The organism is Marinilactibacillus sp. GCM10026970 (assembly GCF_042660675.1).
In the GTDB taxonomy this organism is placed as follows: domain Bacteria; phylum Bacillota; class Bacilli; order Lactobacillales; family Carnobacteriaceae_A; genus Marinilactibacillus.
This window is the reverse complement of the sequence record NZ_JBHSUL010000034.1, coordinates 22,123-40,106: the sequence shown is the minus strand read 5'-3', so window position 1 is coordinate 40,106 and position 17,984 is coordinate 22,123. Positions and strand designations below refer to the sequence as shown.

Sequence of the window (17,984 nt, the reverse complement as noted above, 5' to 3'; positions counted from 1 at the left end):
AGTATAGTCATATAGAAGCAGAACATCTAGTAACTCTTAAGAGTATGGAGGATCAAAATGGCAGGAAAAGAAGATTTTTATGATCTTTTAGGGGTATCTAAAGATGCCTCAAAAGATGAAATAAAGAAAGCCTACAGAAAATTATCGAAAAAACATCATCCAGATATCAGTAAAGAAGCAAATGCTGACGAAAAATTCAAGCAAATCACTGAAGCTTACGAAGTATTGAGCGATGATCAAAAACGTGCTGCATACGATCAATACGGCCACGCATCAACAGATCCGAACTTTGGAGCTGGTGGCGGTTTTGGCGGTGGATTCGGTGGAGGTGCCGGCGGCTTTGGCGGAGGCGGATTTGAAGATATCTTCGATCAATTCTTCGGTGGAGGCGGAAGACGCTCTAGGAACCCGAATGCTCCTATGCAAGGAGACGACTTGCAGTATGTAGTGGACTTGAAATTTGAAGAGGCCATTTTTGGTAAAGAAACCACTGTACGCTATAAGAGAGAAGAAGAATGTAATACTTGTGGCGGTGACGGTGCAAAACCAGGAACGAGTCCTCAGACATGTTCTCAATGTGGTGGTGCAGGTGCAATCAACGTTGAACGTAACACACCATTTGGCCGTGTGATGACTCAACAAGCTTGTCCGACATGTAATGGTACTGGACAAGAAATCAAAGAGAAATGTGATGTTTGTCATGGTTCTGGTCACACGAAAGAGCAACATTCTGTTAAAGTAACCGTTCCAGCTGGAGTAGAAGATGGCAATCAAATGCGTCTTCAAGGCCAAGGGGACGCTGGTAAAAACGGCGGACCTTATGGTGACTTGTATGTTGTATTCAGAGTAGCGGGATCAAAAGAATTTGATCGACGAGGACCAGAAATCTATTATGAATTGCCAATCAATATGGTACAGGCAGCTCTGGGAGATGAACTTCAAGTACCGACTGTTCACGGTAAAGTGAAATTCAAGATTCCTGCTGGAACACAGCCTGGCACAACTTTCCGTTTAAGAGGAAAAGGTGCACCGCGCTTACGTGGTACAGGGAATGGTGACCAACATATTACAATCAATGTAGTGATACCAAAAGATATCAACGACCAGCAAGCAGAACAATTGAGAAAATTTGCCCAAGTTAGTGACTATGATGAAGTTGTAGAGCAAGATGAAGGTACATTTTTTTCAAAAGTGAAAGATGTATTCAAAGATAAACACAAATAATCAATGAAGAGACGGCTAAGTAGTCGTCTCTTTATTATATGTTTTTGAATTTGATTGTACTCTATTCTCATCGTTGGTATAATTAAGAGAACGCTCGTGAAGACGAAGGAATGAGGACTTTATATAATGGATAAAAATCTTGCTCGAAAGAGACAGAAACAAATTAGAAACTTTTCAATTATTGCCCATATCGACCACGGTAAATCTACGCTCGCTGACCGTATTTTACAACAAACACATACGGTAGCTGATCGTGAAATGCAAGACCAGTTACTGGATTCAATGGATCTTGAAAGAGAACGTGGCATCACGATCAAATTGAATACAGTTGAATTGCAATATACTGCCAAAAATGGAGAAACGTATATCTTGCACCTGATTGATACACCGGGACACGTCGATTTTACCTATGAAGTATCTAGAAGTCTGGCTGCCTGTGAAGGCGCAATTCTAGTAGTGGATGCGGCTCAAGGGGTAGAAGCTCAGACGCTTGCCAATGTGTATCTTGCCCTTGAAAATGAACTGGAAATCTTGCCTGTAATCAATAAAATCGATTTACCCGCAGCAGATCCAGAACGTGTAAGAACTGAAGTTGAAGACATTATTGGATTAGATGCTAGCGACGCTGTTTTAGCGAGTGCAAAATCTGGTATCGGAATTGAAGATATCCTGGAACAAATCGTTGAGAAAATCCCTGCTCCTGAAGGAGACATCGACAATCCATTACAAGCACTGATCTTTGACTCAGCGTATGACCCGTACCGTGGGGTTGTACTGAATATTCGTGTGATGGATGGTGTCTTGAAAAAAGGGGACACGATTCAAATTTTAAGTAATGGTAAGAAATTTGAAGTAACTGATCTTGGAATCTTTTCGCCTAAACCATTATCTAGAGATTATTTGATGGTCGGTGATGTTGGTTATGTTACGGCAAACATCAAGACGGTTCGTGATACGCGTGTAGGGGATACTGTTACTCTAGCAAATAACCCAACAACTGAAGCTTTACCTGGCTATCGTCACATGAATCCAATGGTATTTTGTGGTATGTATCCAACAGATTCAGCAAGATACGAAGACTTAAGAGAAGCACTGGAAAGACTACAGTTAAATGACGCTGCACTTCAATACGAAGCAGAAACGTCTCAGGCTTTAGGTTTTGGTTTCCGCTGTGGTTTCTTAGGAATGCTTCACATGGACGTAATTCAAGAAAGATTAGAGCGCGAGTTCAACCTTGACTTGATTACAACAGCACCATCCGTTATTTATCACATCAACAAAACTGACGGTGAGAAAATTACCGTATCAAACCCAGCAGATATGCCTACACCTCAAGAAATTGAATCTGTAGAAGAGCCCTATGTTAAAGCAGTTATCACAGTACCAAACGATTACGTAGGTGCTGTAATGGAAATTGCTCAACGTAAACGTGGTGAATTCTTGACGATGGAATACTTGGATGATATTCGAGTAAATGTATCTTACTATATTCCTTTATCCGAAATTGTCTATGATTTCTTTGACAGACTGAAATCAAGCACTAAAGGATATGCGTCACTGGATTATTCTGAAGCTGGTTATAGAGAAAGTACATTAGTGAAAATGGATATTATGATCCACGGAGAAACAGTCGATGCCTTGAGTTTTATCGTGCATAAAGACTTCTCTTATGCTAGAGGACGCTCTGTAGTAGAGCAACTAAAAGAAACGATTCCCCGTCAGCAGTTTGAGATTCCGATCCAAGCAGCTATTGGACAGAATATTGTGGCGCGTTCAACGGTTAAAGCTTACCGTAAAGACGTTACAGCTAAGCTCTATGGTGGAGATGTTACTAGACGTCAGAAATTACTCAAGAAACAAAAAGCTGGTAAAAAACGTATGAAGAATGTCGGCAACGTAGAGATTCCTCAGGAAGCGTTTATGGCGGTATTGAACTTGGATGATGAGTAAGAACTTACACACCAACTTTAAAATCTAAAATTAACATGAAGAGCATAAAATCCTACCAGTATTCTACGTCAGTAGAGTGTGGTAGGATTTTTTTATTTTCTATTTATTAATAAAGTTGCGCTTTAATACATAGTCGAAATAGATATGAAAATATTTAAATTATTACTGTCTACTTCGTCAGATATTTGGAGATAGTTCTAAAAATTATTTTTAAATATTAATTCTCCATCTTCTGTTACTTCAGTAACAATCAATGTATCAGAATATCCTTTTGAATCTGCACGGATATATGCATTCGCCATGTCTGTTTTCAATGTTCCATCACTAAGCTCATATTCCATAAGAATATTATAATCTCTTTCTATTACTTGAGAGCTAACAAATTCATCACGTTCTCCAGGTTGAAGAGCGGAAGTTGAACCAAAAACCGAATCTTTTTCTGCCCCTGGATCAGATGAAATACTCGGAGACAAGTAAAAATGAATGGATGGTACTACTTGACTAGTATCATTTTCAACACGAATGGAATTTTCTATTTGAAAAGGCCCATAAAAATACCGAAACAATAATCCACCAGTTAATATAACAACCAATGAGAGTAAAGCAATAATTGTTTTTTTATACATCATATTTTTCACCTCAGTTATAAATGTTCAATTTTACGTTCACTAAGTAAATAAGGTATTCTACATCAAAAAGTCCCTTTACATGAAGCATATACGAAACTTTTCTTTTAACTATACTTTAACCTCTTTTATTTCGAGTTATATGCTAGACTATTTTCAAGAGTTAAATTTTGTATAGATTATAAAACAAATTGGGAGTTTTCTTTAGTGAATAGAAAATATCAAGATATGGAACACGAGTTATCCTTAATGAAAACCGTCTTATCACAAATCTGTGAGAAACTCGAATTTGATTCTAGAGAATTATGTTTTTTGGAAATAGGACTTACGGATAAGCAAATTTCTAAAGTGGATAGGCTCTTCATTGAGTATAATATAAAGAATGAAGTTCCTTCTATCGAACAAGTGACGGGAGAGATTTCAAAAGTATTAGACATGGAATTCAGTGATATTATCACTAAGAGACTACTTGTCAATTACGAAAAGCAAGAATTACTGCCAATAGCGACCAAAATTCTTGAAAAGCTAAGAAATAGTTAATCGAATTTATGCATAATTAAGATTACATGAGGTGATTGAATGATAGAAATAAAAATTATTGATGCTACAAATAAAGAGGATATTAAACTAAAGAATGAAGAGTTTCAATTATGGGGACGTATGATTCCTTCCTATAAGAATGAAAAATGGGCGTATACAGTACTTAAATTAGCAGCAAAGGATGTAAGTCAGATGTGTTTTCCTGACGAGAATTACCAATACGAAGAAATGAGTAAGAATAGCATTTTCATAGGAGCCTATGATGAAGGTGAGTGTATAGGACTTGCGATCATGCAAGAAGCGTTTTTTAAGTATATGTATCTTTACGACTTGAAAATAAATAAAACACACCGCAAGCAAGGTGTTGCCAATATGCTAATAGAGAGAGCAAAAGAAGTGGCGTATCTAAAAGGGTACCGCGGGATATATACGCAAGCACAGGACAACAATCTTTCAGCTTGTCTTTTTTACGTGAATACAGGTTTCCATATAGGTGGACTTGATACGAAGGTATATAATGGAACAGTGCAAGAAGGTAAATCAGATATTCTATTTTATCTGGATATTTGATATTAGCAATTCTTAAAATAAAGGTTTATCAGCTTGCAAGCCAAAGTAATATACGAAAATTCAAACCTCATAATTTAAAGGAGTTAAAATGAAAAATACTGACGAAGTGACAGTCGAAGTTCACAGTAAGTTATAAAGACCTACATAACGTTCTAATTCAAAAAGGATTTAAAAAAATGGAATCTTTTGAATTAGAAGATTATTATTATCAAAAGGGAAATTTGGATTTTTCGAAAATGAGCCGCATGGAGTTGTTATCTAAAACACTCATCTTAAGACGCGTCGATCGAGTAGAGTCAAAATTAATTGTAAAAAATAAAATAATGGATGATGAGACGATCTTATCTCAATCTGAAGTAAGTTGTGATGTGGCTTCATATCAAGATGCAAATAATTTACTTACAGCACTTGATTTCAAGCAATGGGTCCATCTACGCAATGAATGCACTGTTTATTCAAATAATACGCTAAGCTTAATAGTACAAAATGTAAATAGCAAATATCTCTTTATCGAAATTGAGGTCCAATCAAATGATGGTGTAAATCAATTTGAAGATCTTACTGAATTGACAGAAGTACTAAAAAGATATAAATTACCAATCGATACAAATGATCTCTTTATTAAAAAATTAGACTATGTATTTAATTTTGAAAATTAAAATACGTACATGATTATGATGTCATGTATGTGCATTTTTCGGAATTTTAATTGATTCTAAAATAATACACTTACAATAAAATTCAACGAATATGTTTAACGAATCCTAAAGACTTCATTTCAAATCCATTGTGCATATAAAATTTGTGGGCTTGCTGTCTTTCGCTTCTTTTTCCACTATTTAAAGCGATTTTGTCTATACTCAATTGGTGTGCCAATTCTTCTACTTTTAAGAGTAATCTTTTGGCAATACCTTGTTTCCGAAAATCTGGGTCGACTACCAAAGCGGTAATTCTGATATAGTCATAGTCACTTTCGTATGGATGACCTATAACGCATCCGACCATACCGGTCACTAGACCGTTTTGTTCAGCAAGGTAAGTCCTATAATCTGGATGTCCATCAATTTTATGAAACCGTTCAATCATTTGTTCGTGAGTAGTTGTGTAGCCTAAATGTCCCATCAAGGTACAGATACTTTCAATATCAGTTAAACGCGCTTCCCTAATCATTCTATCAGTCCTTTAACTTTTGATTTATCAAGAGATTTTAAATCTAGTCCCTATAGTGATATACTATATGAAGTACTTGCCTGCATGATGAGTCTAATCAATTAATGATTCGATTGTATTAATGATTTGTAGAAAGTTAAAAGTTAAGTAATTCCTAAAATCAACAGAGTATTGTGAAAAATTTAAAATGTATATGATATAATATACTATATAGAATTATAAAGGGGGAAGTCCAGCTTAATGGACAGTGGGGATTTATCGAGTATATTGCTCTTAATCGTATTAATCGTTTTATCGGCTTTCTTTTCTTCATCAGAAACAGCCTTTACTTCAGCAAACAGAATTCGGTTGCGAAATGAAGCGGAAAGTGGAAATAAACAAGCTAAAAGAACCTTACACTTAGCTGAAAGATTTGATTCCGTGTTATCTACAATACTAATCGGAAACAACATCGTAAACATTGCCACATCAGCCATCGCTACATTGCTATTTGTAAAGTGGTTTCCAACATATGGTGCGACAATTGCGACAATCGTAATCACAGTTATTGTATTGATCTTTGGAGAAATCACACCAAAAACGATTGCAAAGGAAAAATCTGAAACAATTGCAAAATTTGCTTCTCCGGTTATTCAAGTGTTGATGACTATATTCAGACCAGCAATTTGGTTTTTTGAAAAATGGAGAATGCTGTTAGACAAACTATTCGACTTTGATGGTCAGGAAACGATTAGTGAAGATGAGTTACTTTCAATGGTTGATCAGGCTGAACTAGGCGGAAGTATAGAAGATCACGAGCATCAACTTGTAAGATCAGCTATAGAATTTGATGACCTTGAAGTATCGACAATTTTAATGCCAAGAGTCGACGTCGTTGGGTGTGATGTTAATGAAGATGATCGCAAAATAGAAGAGTTATTTAGTACACATAATTTTTCTAGATTGATTATGTACGATGACACAATTGACCACGTTGTCGGTATCCTTCACGAAAAAGATTTTAATCGCTACCTTAAAGCTAAGGAGCGAACTGGAAAGGCAACTTCGATTTTAACCATCATCAAAGAAGTGATTTTCGTGCCGCCAGTTATGAATTTATCTAGACTGCTTAGAACGATGCAGTTAAAGAAAACGCATATGGCGATTGTAACGGATGAACACGGCGGAACAGTAGGAATTGCCACAATGGAAGATGTTCTGGAAGAACTTGTAGGTGAAATCTGGGATGAATCAGATGTTATTGAACAAGAAATCTTTGAAGTTGTTGAAGGTGAATCTTATAAAATTAAAGGAACGGCCAAATTAGACAAATTGTTTGATTTATTCAGGTTAGATGATTCTGATGAATTTATTTCCAATACCGTGAGTGGATTTGTCATCGAAGAATTGAACCGAGTTCCATTTGAAGGTGATCAGTTCACTTATAAAAATATGGAAGTAACCGTTCTTGAAGTGAAAAATAGAAGAGTGCTTGAAATTCAGGTGGACTACAAGAGTATGGATCCTGATTCTAAGTAAAATAGTGAAAGCATGTTGATTATCAGCGTGCTTTTTCTTTATCTATAAAATGAATAAGGTGAGTGTTAAAAGTTTGAAGTTAAATGAAATTGATTCCAATAAAAGTACAGAAGAAATCGCAAAACAATTACTTGGTTGCTTAGTCGTTAAAGAAACCGAAGCAGGAAAAGTATCAGGATGGATTGTAGAGACAGAAGCTTATCTAGGGGTAGAAGATGAAGCTGCACATACGTTTAATGGGAGAAAAACTCCTAGAGTCGCTGCAATGTATGAAACTGCGGGTACCGTTTATATTTATAGTATGCATACCCATCATATGCTCAATATTGTGACGCAACCTGAAGGCACTCCTCATGCAGTATTAATACGTGCAATTGAACCATTTGAAGGTGAAGAACTGATGTTGATGAATCGCAAGAAGCAAGGGGTTGAATTGACAAATGGTCCTGGGAAGATGACAAAAGCTATGGGGATCAATATGTCGGACAATGGAACGAATATAAATGAAAAGCCGCTTTATATAGACGACTCATTGAAAAAAATTCCTCAAGTCATTGAAGCTTCTCCTAGAATCGGTATTCCAAATAAAGGAATATGGACAGAAGAGCCCTTAAGGTACACAGTCGTTGGTAATCCTTACGTTTCAAGAAAGCGCGGAAAGGTTTCCGTAGATAATGGATGGAAGACTGTGTTAAAATAAATTGACGCACATTATAGGAGGGTACAAATTGAAATCAGATCTCGCAACATATATAGACGATGAACTAAAATCAATCTATCCGGTTTTCCAATGGAAAGTTGTTAAAAATACAAAGAAAAGATTGGTCGAAGTTTATATTACCTTCAACGTTAAGGTTGATGAAACTTTACAGGTTCAAGATGTAACTGGTCGTTCCAATATGCCAGGATCGATTCAATTTGAAGATGTCATTTGTTTTTATGATCCAGCTTATGCACACGTTAAGCCACAGAACTATCTAGAAGCAGTGATAATAAATAGCCACGTAGGAATCGAAAAAGGGTACGTGGATGCTATTATTAACCAGTTGAATATCGTGGCTGAAGCAGGGATAACGGAACTCGAAAACTTTGCTTTAGATAACGTAACTGGAGAGTTTAGACTGGTTTGGAATGACCGCGATCTTGAAGGCGCTGTTCAAACACTCAAATCGCTTGATCGATATGATAAAGAAAAAATTCAGATGAAACTGGATGAAGAAGAATCATTTATAAACCAAATCAAAAAGGATGAAGCGAATGGTGGAGTGGAAAGAATATAAAGTTTTTATCAATAGTGAGGCTTCTGAAGCAGTCTCTAATATCTTAGTTGAGCTAGGATCAGCTGGTGTATCAGTTGCTGATCGGCAAGACTTTTTAGTTCATCCTGAATATGGTACTGACTCTCTTTGGGAACTGAATGAAGACGACTTTCCTAAAGATGGGGTTTTAATTAAAGGATATTTCTACGGAAAAGACGCTTCTGAAGAAACTAAAGATTTGTTGATCAGAAGAATCGAAGAATTAAAAAACTACGATTTAAATATTGAGGAATTTCAAGTAGAAACTGTGGATGTGATTGAAGAAGAATGGGCTAATGCTTGGAAAAAGCATTATCATCCTGTTTCAATTACTAGGTATATGACAATTGTCCCTCAGTGGGAAGCGTATACGAAAAAACATGAAGACGAAAAAATTATCACACTAGATCCAGGACTGGCTTTTGGGACCGGAACGCACCCAACAACACAGTTATGTCTACAGTCTCTAGAATCCATCGTGCGCGGTGGAGAACAGATCCTTGATGTTGGAACTGGGTCGGGGGTCTTGACAATCGCTAGCGCACTGCTTGGAGTAGCTTCTATACAAGCCTATGATTTGGATGACGTAGCTGTTAAATCTGCTTTAGATAATGTCAAACTAAACCAATTAGACGCAGACATCACGATCAAACCTAATGACTTGTTAAAAGGAATCGATGTACAGGCAGATATTATCGTTGCCAACATCCTTGCAGAAATTATTTTGAAATTGATTCCGGATGCTTTCAAGAACCTGAGACCTGGTGGGCAATTCTTGTCTTCAGGAATTATTTTAGATAAAAAAGAACAAGTGCTAGAAAGTTTAGTTGCAAATGGATTTGAAATCCAGCAGATTAACCAGATGGGTGATTGGATCGCCATTTTAGCCATCAAACCTGAAGAAGATTAACAACATTATTTTAAATCACTCACTTAGAAAGCAGGAATTTATCAATGGAAAACTTAAAAAGCTATATCGATCACACCGTACTTAAACCAGAAGCAACAGACCTTATTATTCAACAAGCTTGTTTAGATGCAAAGAAATATGATTTTAAAGCAGTATGTGTCAACCCTACATGGGTATCTTATGTTTCTGATTTACTTAAGGGTACAGATGTACAAACTTGTACCGTTATTGGATTTCCTTTAGGGGCAAACACTACAGAAATTAAAGTAGCTGAAACGAAACAAGCCATTGCTGACGGAGCAAATGAAGTCGACATGGTTATCAATATTGGTGCAATGAAGAGTGAAGATTTCGGATTCGTACATGACGATATTAAAGCAGTTGTAAAAGCTGCTGATCATAAAGCCATCGTTAAAGTGATCATTGAAACATCTTTGCTTGAACACAATGAAAAAATCAGAGCATGTGAAATTGCTAAGCGAGCAGGTGCTGATTTTGTTAAAACGTCAACTGGCTTTTCAACAGGAGGCGCGACAGTTGAAGATATTAAATTGATGCGTTTAGCTGTAGGTCCAGAAATGGGCGTGAAAGCTTCTGGGGGCGTTCGTACTTTAGAAGATGCTAAAGCAATGATTGAAGCTGGAGCGACTAGAATCGGAACGTCAAATGGTATTGCTTTAGTCGAAGGTGTAGAAGGTTCTGAAACTTACTAATCTAAAGCAGCGTGCTCTTGACCGGTTGAAAGTACGGCTTAAAAACGATATAATATACCTTAGAACCAGCACTGTAAAAAGTGCTGGTTTTATTATCAATTCAGTAAAGGTCAACACTAATTTATTCATAAACCAGGTAACAATGAAATCATGAGAAAAGAAGGTAGGATTTATGTCACAAAAAAAAGACTATACTCCTCAAGAAGTTATAGCGCTTTGTTTAACGTATATGAACAGCAAGCACGTAACGTTTGTTAAACAGGCATATGACTTGGCCGAAGAGGCGCATAGAGGTCAGATTCGCAAGTCTGGAGAAGCTTACATCATGCATCCTGTCCAAGTAGCTGGAATTCTTGCAGATCTGAAAATGGATCCCGTAACCGTTGCTACTGGTTTTCTTCATGATGTAATCGAAGACACAGAATATACCTATGCAGATATTTCTAATATCTTTACACCTGAAGTAGCAGATTTAGTAGATGGTGTAACAAAATTAGGGAAAATAAAATTCAAATCCAAACAAGAACACCAAGCTGAAAATCACCGGAAAATGTTACTAGCTATGGCTCAAGACGTCAGAGTTATATTAGTAAAACTGGCAGACCGCGTTCATAACATGCGCACACTCAAACATCACCGTCCCGAAAAACAAAGAGATATTGCTAAAGAAACACTTGAAATTTATGCACCATTAGCGGATCGCTTGGGTATCAGCCGTATTAAATGGGAACTAGAAGATACTTCCTTAAGATACATGAATCCTCAACAATATTACCGCATCGTTCATTTAATGAATTCAAGAAGAGAAGATAGAGAACGTTACATTGAAGACTCAAAAAGTGCAATCGTTGAATCCGTTGAAGAATTAGGAATAAAAGCGAATATTACTGGACGGCCGAAGCATATCTACTCTATCTATAAAAAAATGAAACATCAGAAAAAACAGTTCAATGAAATCTATGATCTTTTAGCAATCAGAGTCATCGTGGATTCTATTAAGGACTGTTATGGTGTTTTGGGTGCGATTCATACTAGATGGAAACCTATGCCAGGTCGTTTCAAAGATTATATTGCGATGCCAAAAGCAAATATGTACCAGTCTTTACACACGACTGTGCTAGGTCCGAATGCAACACCTTTAGAAGTTCAGATCAGAACAGTTAAAATGCACGAGATTGCCGAGTATGGTGTGGCAGCTCACTGGGCTTATAAAGAAGGCATTACAGAGAAAATCGATAACGATGACATGTCTCAGCATATTTCTTGGTTCAGAGATATTTTAGAACTTCAGAGTGAATCGAATGACGCTAGTGACTTCATGGACTCAATTAAACAAGATATTTTTAAAGATAAAGTGTATGTATTCAGTCCTAAAGGCGACGTTATGGAACTGCCATCAGGCTCCAGTACACTAGATTTTGCTTTCCATGTGCATACAGAAGTTGGAAGCAAGTCCATGGGAGCTAAAGTAAACGGCAAAATCGTTCCCTTAAATTATAAATTAAAAAACGGGGATATTGTAGAAATGTTGACGTCTCCGAATTCATTTGGTCCAAGTAGAGATTGGCTAAATTACGTCAATACGTCAAAAGCAAAAAATAAAATCAAACGTTTTTTCAAAACGCAGGAAAAAGAACAGAATGTTGAACGTGGCAAAGATATTCTTGAAAAACAGATTCTTGACATGGGATTCAATCCAAAAGAAGTGATGAAAAAAGACGCAATCAAAAAAATTGCAGAGAGATTTAACTATCAGCACAACGACGATTTCTTCGCGTCTATCGGTTTTGGAGAATTAAAAGTGGTTACCGTCGCGAATCGTTTAACAGATAAGTTAAGAAAAGAACGTGAAGAAAAAGCACTCCAATTGGATGAAAACAATCCAATAGAAATGAAACAGAAAAAAGAACCGGAAAAAATGAAAATCAGGCATGAAGGCGGCGTAATGATCCAAGGTGCAGACAATTTGCTTGTTCGTTTAAGTAAATGTTGTAATCCTGTACCTGGTGATGATATAGTCGGCTATATTACAAGAGGACGCGGTGTTTCTATTCACCGAGTAGATTGTCCAAATGTTCATGCTTCAGAAGATGCTGATCAACGTTTAATTGATGTAGAATGGGAATCTGCAGGAACTGAAAAATCCTATAATGCAGAATTACAAGTACAAGGCTATGACCGTTCTGGCTTACTGAATGAAGTGCTACAAGTCATCAATTCTCAAACTGGAAATCTGAATAATGTAAACGGAAGAATTGATAACAATAAAATGGCGATTATTCGGGTGACGATAGGCATTCAAAACTTGGCAGAACTTGAAAAAATTGTTGATAAAGTGAAGTCCATTCCTGATGTCTACTCTGTTAAGAGAATCACATCTTGATTTAGAGTTTATCCAATGGTTAATCTGGAGGGAAAGCGTTGCGTTTAGTTATACAAAGAGTTTTAGAAGCTCAAGTTAAGATTGATAATGATATTGTAGGTTCGATTGATAAAGGGTTAATGATTCTTGTAGGTATTGGTGAAAACGACTCAGATGAAGACGTAGACTATCTTGTTCAAAAAGTGAGTAATATGCGCATATTTGAAGATGAAAAAGGAAAGATGAATCTTTCTCTACGTCAAGTAGAAGGTTCAATCTTATCGGTTTCTCAGTTCACATTATTTGCCGATACGAAAAAAGGAAATCGTCCAAGCTTTACTCGCTCGGCTAAGCCCGATATAGCAATCCCTTTATATGAGCAATTCAACCAGTCTCTTAGAAATCAGGGAATTAGAGTTGAAACGGGCCGTTTTGGAGCAGATATGCAAGTTTTCTTGATTAATGACGGACCGGTAACCATTACAATTGATTCTCAGAATAGGTAAAATGATCTGATAAAAACTTCAATATAGAAAGCCCCGGCTAAAAGAGTTGTACTTACTCTTTTAACCGGGGCTTTTTGGATTCATGTATCATAAGCGTGACTACTTCACCTTTTTTTATTGAGGAACTTAGTCAATGGATAAATACCTGCACTTTGTAATACAAATGAGATCAGGATAGAAGCGAATGCTAAGGAAATCAAAATCGGTATTTCACCAGCTGAACTATCCAATGTCCATAGGAGTAGAATCACAGACATAGATCCTTTGATTCCTGACCATGAAAGTAGAATCAGAACGGAGAGGATATTACTGAATTTTTTTCTCCATTTAGGTACAGAATATAAAGTTAAAGCCAGAACTGCAAAGCGGGCCAAAACAGAAAGGACGAAAATTATAAAGGCTAAATACCAATAATCAAAATTCAAGTAAGCGGCTGATTGAATTCCGATAAAGAGAAATAGGATAGAGGACAACAATGGATCGATTACATTCCAAAAGCCTCCAAGGGCGATTCTGAAGGGTCTTTCTTTTTCTTTTTTGGAAAAAGTATTAGACAGCATGATCCCTGAAACAACCGTTGCCAGCACACCAGAAAAGCCAAGTTCTTCAGCGAGCAAGAAACTACCGTACGCAATTAATACACTCAACATGACTTGATAAGGTTGATGGGAAGTAATATGCACAGCCTGACTTAAAATCCAGCCAAATACCAGTCCAACGACGACCCCGCCGATGGCTACGAAGGCGAAATCTTCTACGAAATGAAGGGTTGAAAATCTACCGCCTGATTCTACAAGGGTTAAAAAAACAGTGAATAGAACAACGCTTGTTCCGTCATTTAACATAGATTCTCCCTCAACCACATCAGCGATTTCATCTGAACCCGAGCTGTGCTTGAGAATAGATACAACTGAAATCGGATCAGTAGGAGCAAGTATAGCCGCGAGTAAAAAAGAGATACTCCAACTGAATGGGTAGAAGAATGAAGTTGCATAATAGATGCTAGCACCTAATAGAAGAACTGTCGCAATCATCCCTAAAGTACTTAAGGCAACGATAAGTAAGGCGTTTTTCTTAAAGGCCTCAGCCGAGTACTGATAGGCTGACACAAAAAGTAGGCCTGGGATGAATAGTTCGTAGAGAATATCTTTAGAAGTCTCAAATCCTGAAAATAAGGGCAAAAAAGAAAGTCCGATACCGATAAAAACCAGCACAACTGGTACTGGAAAGTAATACTGTTTCACGTCTATTGTAAAAACGATCATACTGACAAATAATAAAATGATTAATTGATGAATCACTAATTGCATAAAAATGCCTTCCTTCTAATTACTGAGTTATGTATTTTCTATTACTTTAACATAATTTTCTTTTGAACGTAAAAAATGTCACTTATATCTAAGTCATTAATTTCGTATAAAAAATAAATAAAAGACAGTCAAAAGAAAGCGTGAAGCACTCTTCTGACTGTCTTTCATAAAACGTATTTATTGTTCATTTCAAGCTAATTTGAGAAGTAATCTCTTAATCCTTGGTAGATTGATTCTACAACAGTGGATTGATAAGACTGAGTATTTACTTGCATGATATCAACATCATGATTCAAGTATCCCAGTTCTAATAAGATTGATGGTTGTGTATTGTTTCTTAAAACATAATAATCTCCTAATCGAACACCGTTATTAGATAAAGGGCCATTTTGTGCTAGATAAGCGTTGACTGTATCTGCCAGATCTTTTTCATTGTCGGAGTAATAATAAGTCGTTGTACCAGTCATCGAATTAGCAATTTCCATTGCATCGAAATGAATACTAATGTAAGCATCTGCTGAAGCTTTGTGAGTAAGGTAAACTCGATCATTCAGTGATATAAATGTATCATCATCTCTTGTCAGTAAAACATTTGCTCCGGCGTCTTGAAGACGACGTTGAAGTATTTTGGCGGTACTCAAGGCGATATCTTTTTCATACAAGCCATTTGCAGAGATGGCACCTGGATCTTTTCCACCGTGACCGGGATCGATCATAATGGTAGCTTCTGATAAATTTGTGACCGCTCGATTAGTTTGTCTTTCCACTTCTTGAACATTTACAGTCTCAACATTGGATAAACTGGTAACCCAGTTAGCGACAAAACCCGTTCTACCATCATTTAACTGAACTTTGTACCAGTCTTGTTCCTGGTCTAAATAAATTAAACGAGCATTAGGCTCAGCTGTTGTCAAAACTTCCGCATCCGTGGAAGCAGCTGCTCGGATATTTATTTGGACATCACCAACGATGACTTCTTGTGTTGAAGAAGTTTCTTCCGTAGGTTCAGCTGATAATGTATCAATGATTTCCACGTAATCTTTGTGAATCCAAGCGACTTTCCCAAGATACAGTACTTGATACCAATCACCTTCTTCGAAAAGGATAGATAGCTCAGTATTTTCAAAGACAGTACCAAGGATTTGAGAATCGGTTGTAGCATATTGTCTTATATTAATTTCTTTCCCGGTAACTCTGCCATACCGCTGAGTTTCAGAAGTGATTTCGTCATTTTCTACGAGCCATCCAGCGACCCAACCAATTTCATCGTTTGAGAGCCTAACTTTGTACCACTGGTTTTCTTCGCCAAGTACATTCAGTCTCTGATTCTCATTAACTTGAGTTACTACATCGTAAGAAAGACCAGGCCCAATTCGAACGTTTAATGTACTTGCTTTGACCGTTACACTGTTTTCATTCGCTAAGACGATCGTAGAAGCTACTGTAATGCTGAGTAAGAGTAAAATGATGGCTATAAAAAGATTTTTTTTAGGTAAGAATTTATGTAGGGAAGATTCGTTCTGATCCATTCCAGTCATCCTTTCAGGAAATACAAAATAAACGCATTTATTCCTTTCTATTATAGCAATTAAATTCTTTAATATGCAATATGAATCAGTTATAGTGAAAATAAAAACCTATATTGACATTGGATTGGCTTTCTTGTAAGCTTATAGTCAATATACAAACATAATAAATTATAAATAGACCGTTGAAAGAGACAGTAAACTAAAAGTTACCGATAAAGAAAGGCTCTCCATGGCTGAAAGAGACCCCTAACTTTTATTTGAAAGACACTCTGGAGGTATGACAGTGAAAAGCTGTCACGTTTAAAAGGCGTTAACTGTTGAGAGAAAGTATGTTTACTTTCTGAAACTAGGTGGTACCACGTGAGTATACAAATATACACGTCCTACTTTTATACAATTGTGTAAAAGTAGGACTTTTTTTATAGATTTTTTTAACAATGGAGGATTAAAATGGGCTATCAAAAACTTAAAGGCACACCAGATTTTTTACCTGAAGACACGAATAAATGGCAATTTGTAGAGTCAAAGTCCAGAGAACTATTATCACGCTATCAATTCAAAGAAATCCGTACACCAATTTTTGAGCAGTTTGAATTGTTTGCACGCGGTGTTGGAGAAACAAGTGATATTGTATCTAAAGAAATGTATGATTTTTACGATAAAGGAGAAAGACACGTAGCATTGCGTCCAGAAGGTACTGCAGGTGTCGTTCGTTCTTATGTTGAAAATAAATTATACGGACCAGAGCATCAGAAACCGACTAAATTTTATTATATTGCCCCAATGTTTCGCTATGAGCGCCCTCAAAAAGGACGTATGAGACAATTTCACCAGTTAGGTGTTGAAGTATTCGGTAGTCAAAATCCTGAAACAGACGTTGAAACAATGGTGCTGGCAATGGATCTATTTAAATCTTTCAAGATCAAAAATCTCAAACTAGTTATCAATTCATTAGGAGACGTTGAAACAAGAAAAGTTTACCGTCAAGCATTGATTGACTATCTAGAACCGTTTAAAGAAGAACTCAGTAAAGATTCAAAAGAACGATTATACAAAAACCCTTTAAGAGTATTGGATAGTAAAGATAAAAATGATAAAAAAATCGTTCAGTCAGCACCATCAATATTAGATTATTTAAATGATCAGTCGTCAAAACACTTCGAAACGGTTAAAGCTTCACTTGAAGCACTGGATATCGAATATGTCATAGATTCTAACATGGTAAGAGGACTAGATTATTATAATGATACAATTTTTGAAATCATGACAGAAGATCCTAACTTCGGGTCTAACACAACAGTCTGTGCAGGTGGTCGCTATGATAACCTTGTAGAAGAAGTCGGAGGACCTGAAACAGCAGGATTTGGCTTTGGAATTGGCTTGGAACGTCTGGTTATGCTGCTTGAGAACGCGCAATTTGAGTTTCCTGTGATTGATGCGTTAGATGCATTTATCGTTACAATCGGAGAATCCACAAATAAAGAAGCGACGAAACTAGCACATGCTTTAAGAAAAAACGGAATGAACGTTGAACGTGAATTCTTGAATCGTAAGCCAGCAAAACAATTCAAAACAGCTGACAAATTAAATGCTCAGTATGTATTTACTTTAGGTGAAAACGAACTCGCTGAAGGAACGGTTAACATCAAAAAACTTTCTACAGGAGAGCAAATCAAATTAGCCTTGAACGATTTGTATAATGAAGATTATAAAGATCTTACTGCTGAAATAGAATCTAGATTAAAAAAATAGGAATGG

Annotated in this window: 16 protein-coding genes, 1 pseudogene and 1 other annotated feature; of the genes and pseudogenes, 13 read left to right on the top strand and 4 right to left on the bottom strand. The window is 36.6% G+C overall.

All coding sequences use genetic code 11. From position 1 onward, the window contains the following. The first annotated feature begins 57 nt into the window (after nucleotides 1–57). Together dnaJ and lepA are read left to right on the top strand one after the other, a co-directional pair. A complete protein-coding gene (gene dnaJ / locus ACFP65_RS10990) occupies nucleotides 58–1,224 on the top strand; it encodes a molecular chaperone DnaJ (protein ID WP_379918568.1) in 1,167 nt (388 codons plus the stop codon). 126 nt (nucleotides 1,225–1,350) lie between these two features. Continuing rightward, a complete protein-coding gene (lepA, locus tag ACFP65_RS10985) occupies nucleotides 1,351–3,174 on the top strand; it encodes a translation elongation factor 4 (RefSeq protein ID WP_225744123.1) in 1,824 nt (607 codons plus the stop codon). 197 nt (nucleotides 3,175–3,371) lie between these two features. Here lepA and ACFP65_RS10980 read toward each other — a convergent pair whose 3' ends face one another. Then, nucleotides 3,372–3,800: a hypothetical protein gene (locus ACFP65_RS10980; protein ID WP_379918566.1), complete on the bottom strand. Its 429-nt coding sequence runs from the start codon at nucleotides 3,798–3,800 to the stop codon at nucleotides 3,372–3,374. Nucleotides 3,801–4,007: 207 nt separating this feature from the next. Here ACFP65_RS10980 and ACFP65_RS10975 point away from each other — a divergent pair, with 207 nt between their 5' ends. The 3 genes and pseudogenes from ACFP65_RS10975 to ACFP65_RS10965 all read left to right on the top strand — a co-directional run. Further along, nucleotides 4,008–4,340 (top strand): hypothetical protein, encoded by a 333-nt coding sequence (locus ACFP65_RS10975; RefSeq protein ID WP_379918564.1) that lies wholly within the window; start codon nucleotides 4,008–4,010, stop codon nucleotides 4,338–4,340. 39 nt (nucleotides 4,341–4,379) lie between these two features. Then, entirely contained in the window at nucleotides 4,380–4,910 is a 531-nt protein-coding gene (locus ACFP65_RS10970; protein WP_379918562.1) for a GNAT family N-acetyltransferase, read from the top strand. A gap of 128 nt (nucleotides 4,911–5,038) precedes the next feature. Continuing rightward, nucleotides 5,039–5,569, top strand: a pseudogene (locus ACFP65_RS10965) (hypothetical protein); the annotation flags it as partial. 82 nt (nucleotides 5,570–5,651) lie between these two features. Here ACFP65_RS10965 and ACFP65_RS10960 read toward each other — a convergent pair. Further along, nucleotides 5,652–6,080 (bottom strand): GNAT family N-acetyltransferase, encoded by a 429-nt coding sequence (locus ACFP65_RS10960; RefSeq protein ID WP_379918560.1) that lies wholly within the window; start codon nucleotides 6,078–6,080, stop codon nucleotides 5,652–5,654. 240 nt (nucleotides 6,081–6,320) lie between these two features. Here ACFP65_RS10960 and ACFP65_RS10955 point away from each other — a divergent pair, with 240 nt between their 5' ends. From ACFP65_RS10955 to dtd, 7 genes are all read left to right on the top strand, one after another. Next, a complete protein-coding gene (locus ACFP65_RS10955) occupies nucleotides 6,321–7,598 on the top strand; it encodes an HlyC/CorC family transporter (RefSeq protein ID WP_379918559.1) in 1,278 nt (425 codons plus the stop codon). Nucleotides 7,599–7,647: 49 nt separating this feature from the next. Next, complete coding sequence (locus ACFP65_RS10950; RefSeq protein ID WP_379918557.1) at nucleotides 7,648–8,298, top strand: DNA-3-methyladenine glycosylase; 651 nt, start codon at nucleotides 7,648–7,650, stop codon at nucleotides 8,296–8,298. 28 nt (nucleotides 8,299–8,326) lie between these two features. Continuing rightward, nucleotides 8,327–8,878 carry a DUF3013 family protein gene (locus ACFP65_RS10945; protein WP_379918555.1) on the top strand — a complete coding sequence of 184 codons (552 nt, stop codon included), beginning with the start codon at nucleotides 8,327–8,329 and terminating at the stop codon, nucleotides 8,876–8,878. Further along, nucleotides 8,859–9,806: a 50S ribosomal protein L11 methyltransferase gene (prmA, locus tag ACFP65_RS10940; RefSeq protein WP_379918804.1), complete on the top strand. Its 948-nt coding sequence runs from the start codon at nucleotides 8,859–8,861 to the stop codon at nucleotides 9,804–9,806. The genes ACFP65_RS10945 and prmA overlap by 20 nt, the downstream gene beginning before the upstream one ends. Before the next feature lie 44 nt (nucleotides 9,807–9,850). Further along, complete coding sequence (gene deoC / locus ACFP65_RS10935; protein ID WP_379918553.1) at nucleotides 9,851–10,519, top strand: deoxyribose-phosphate aldolase; 669 nt, start codon at nucleotides 9,851–9,853, stop codon at nucleotides 10,517–10,519. Between the two features lie 172 nt (nucleotides 10,520–10,691). Then, nucleotides 10,692–12,902 carry a RelA/SpoT family protein gene (locus ACFP65_RS10930; RefSeq protein ID WP_379918551.1) on the top strand — a complete coding sequence of 737 codons (2,211 nt, stop codon included), beginning with the start codon at nucleotides 10,692–10,694 and terminating at the stop codon, nucleotides 12,900–12,902. Nucleotides 12,903–12,940: 38 nt separating this feature from the next. Further along, complete coding sequence (dtd, locus tag ACFP65_RS10925; RefSeq protein ID WP_379918549.1) at nucleotides 12,941–13,387, top strand: D-aminoacyl-tRNA deacylase; 447 nt, start codon at nucleotides 12,941–12,943, stop codon at nucleotides 13,385–13,387. A gap of 104 nt (nucleotides 13,388–13,491) precedes the next feature. On the opposite strand, the gene ACFP65_RS10920 is transcribed toward dtd, so the two are convergent. Together ACFP65_RS10920 and ACFP65_RS10915 are read right to left on the bottom strand one after the other, a co-directional pair. Then, entirely contained in the window at nucleotides 13,492–14,697 is a 1,206-nt protein-coding gene (locus tag ACFP65_RS10920) for a cation:proton antiporter (RefSeq protein WP_379918547.1), read from the bottom strand. Between the two features lie 194 nt (nucleotides 14,698–14,891). Beyond that, nucleotides 14,892–16,226, bottom strand: a complete 1,335-nt coding sequence (locus ACFP65_RS10915; protein ID WP_379918545.1) for an N-acetylmuramoyl-L-alanine amidase — start codon at nucleotides 16,224–16,226, stop codon at nucleotides 14,892–14,894. Nucleotides 16,227–16,399: 173 nt separating this feature from the next. Further along, nucleotides 16,400–16,615: a binding site (T-box leader), on the top strand. A gap of 61 nt (nucleotides 16,616–16,676) precedes the next feature. Here ACFP65_RS10915 and hisS point away from each other — a divergent pair. Beyond that, nucleotides 16,677–17,978, top strand: a complete 1,302-nt coding sequence (gene hisS, locus ACFP65_RS10910) for a histidine--tRNA ligase (protein WP_379918543.1) — start codon at nucleotides 16,677–16,679, stop codon at nucleotides 17,976–17,978. Nucleotides 17,979–17,984 lie beyond the last annotated feature (6 nt).

Coding starts and splice junctions, on each gene's coding strand:
- dnaJ (WP_379918568.1), top strand. CDS start 58: ATGGCAGGAAAAGAAGATTTTTATGATCTTTTAGGGGTATCTAAAGAT.
- lepA (WP_225744123.1), top strand. CDS start 1,351: ATGGATAAAAATCTTGCTCGAAAGAGACAGAAACAAATTAGAAACTTT.
- ACFP65_RS10980 (WP_379918566.1), bottom strand. CDS start 3,800: ATGTATAAAAAAACAATTATTGCTTTACTCTCATTGGTTGTTATATTA.
- ACFP65_RS10970 (WP_379918562.1), top strand. CDS start 4,380: ATGATAGAAATAAAAATTATTGATGCTACAAATAAAGAGGATATTAAA.
- ACFP65_RS10960 (WP_379918560.1), bottom strand. CDS start 6,080: ATGATTAGGGAAGCGCGTTTAACTGATATTGAAAGTATCTGTACCTTG.
- ACFP65_RS10955 (WP_379918559.1), top strand. CDS start 6,321: ATGGACAGTGGGGATTTATCGAGTATATTGCTCTTAATCGTATTAATC.
- ACFP65_RS10950 (WP_379918557.1), top strand. CDS start 7,648: ATGAATAAGGTGAGTGTTAAAAGTTTGAAGTTAAATGAAATTGATTCC.
- deoC (WP_379918553.1), top strand. CDS start 9,851: ATGGAAAACTTAAAAAGCTATATCGATCACACCGTACTTAAACCAGAA.
- ACFP65_RS10930 (WP_379918551.1), top strand. CDS start 10,692: ATGTCACAAAAAAAAGACTATACTCCTCAAGAAGTTATAGCGCTTTGT.
- ACFP65_RS10920 (WP_379918547.1), bottom strand. CDS start 14,697: ATGCAATTAGTGATTCATCAATTAATCATTTTATTATTTGTCAGTATG.
- ACFP65_RS10915 (WP_379918545.1), bottom strand. CDS start 16,226: ATGGATCAGAACGAATCTTCCCTACATAAATTCTTACCTAAAAAAAAT.
- hisS (WP_379918543.1), top strand. CDS start 16,677: ATGGGCTATCAAAAACTTAAAGGCACACCAGATTTTTTACCTGAAGAC.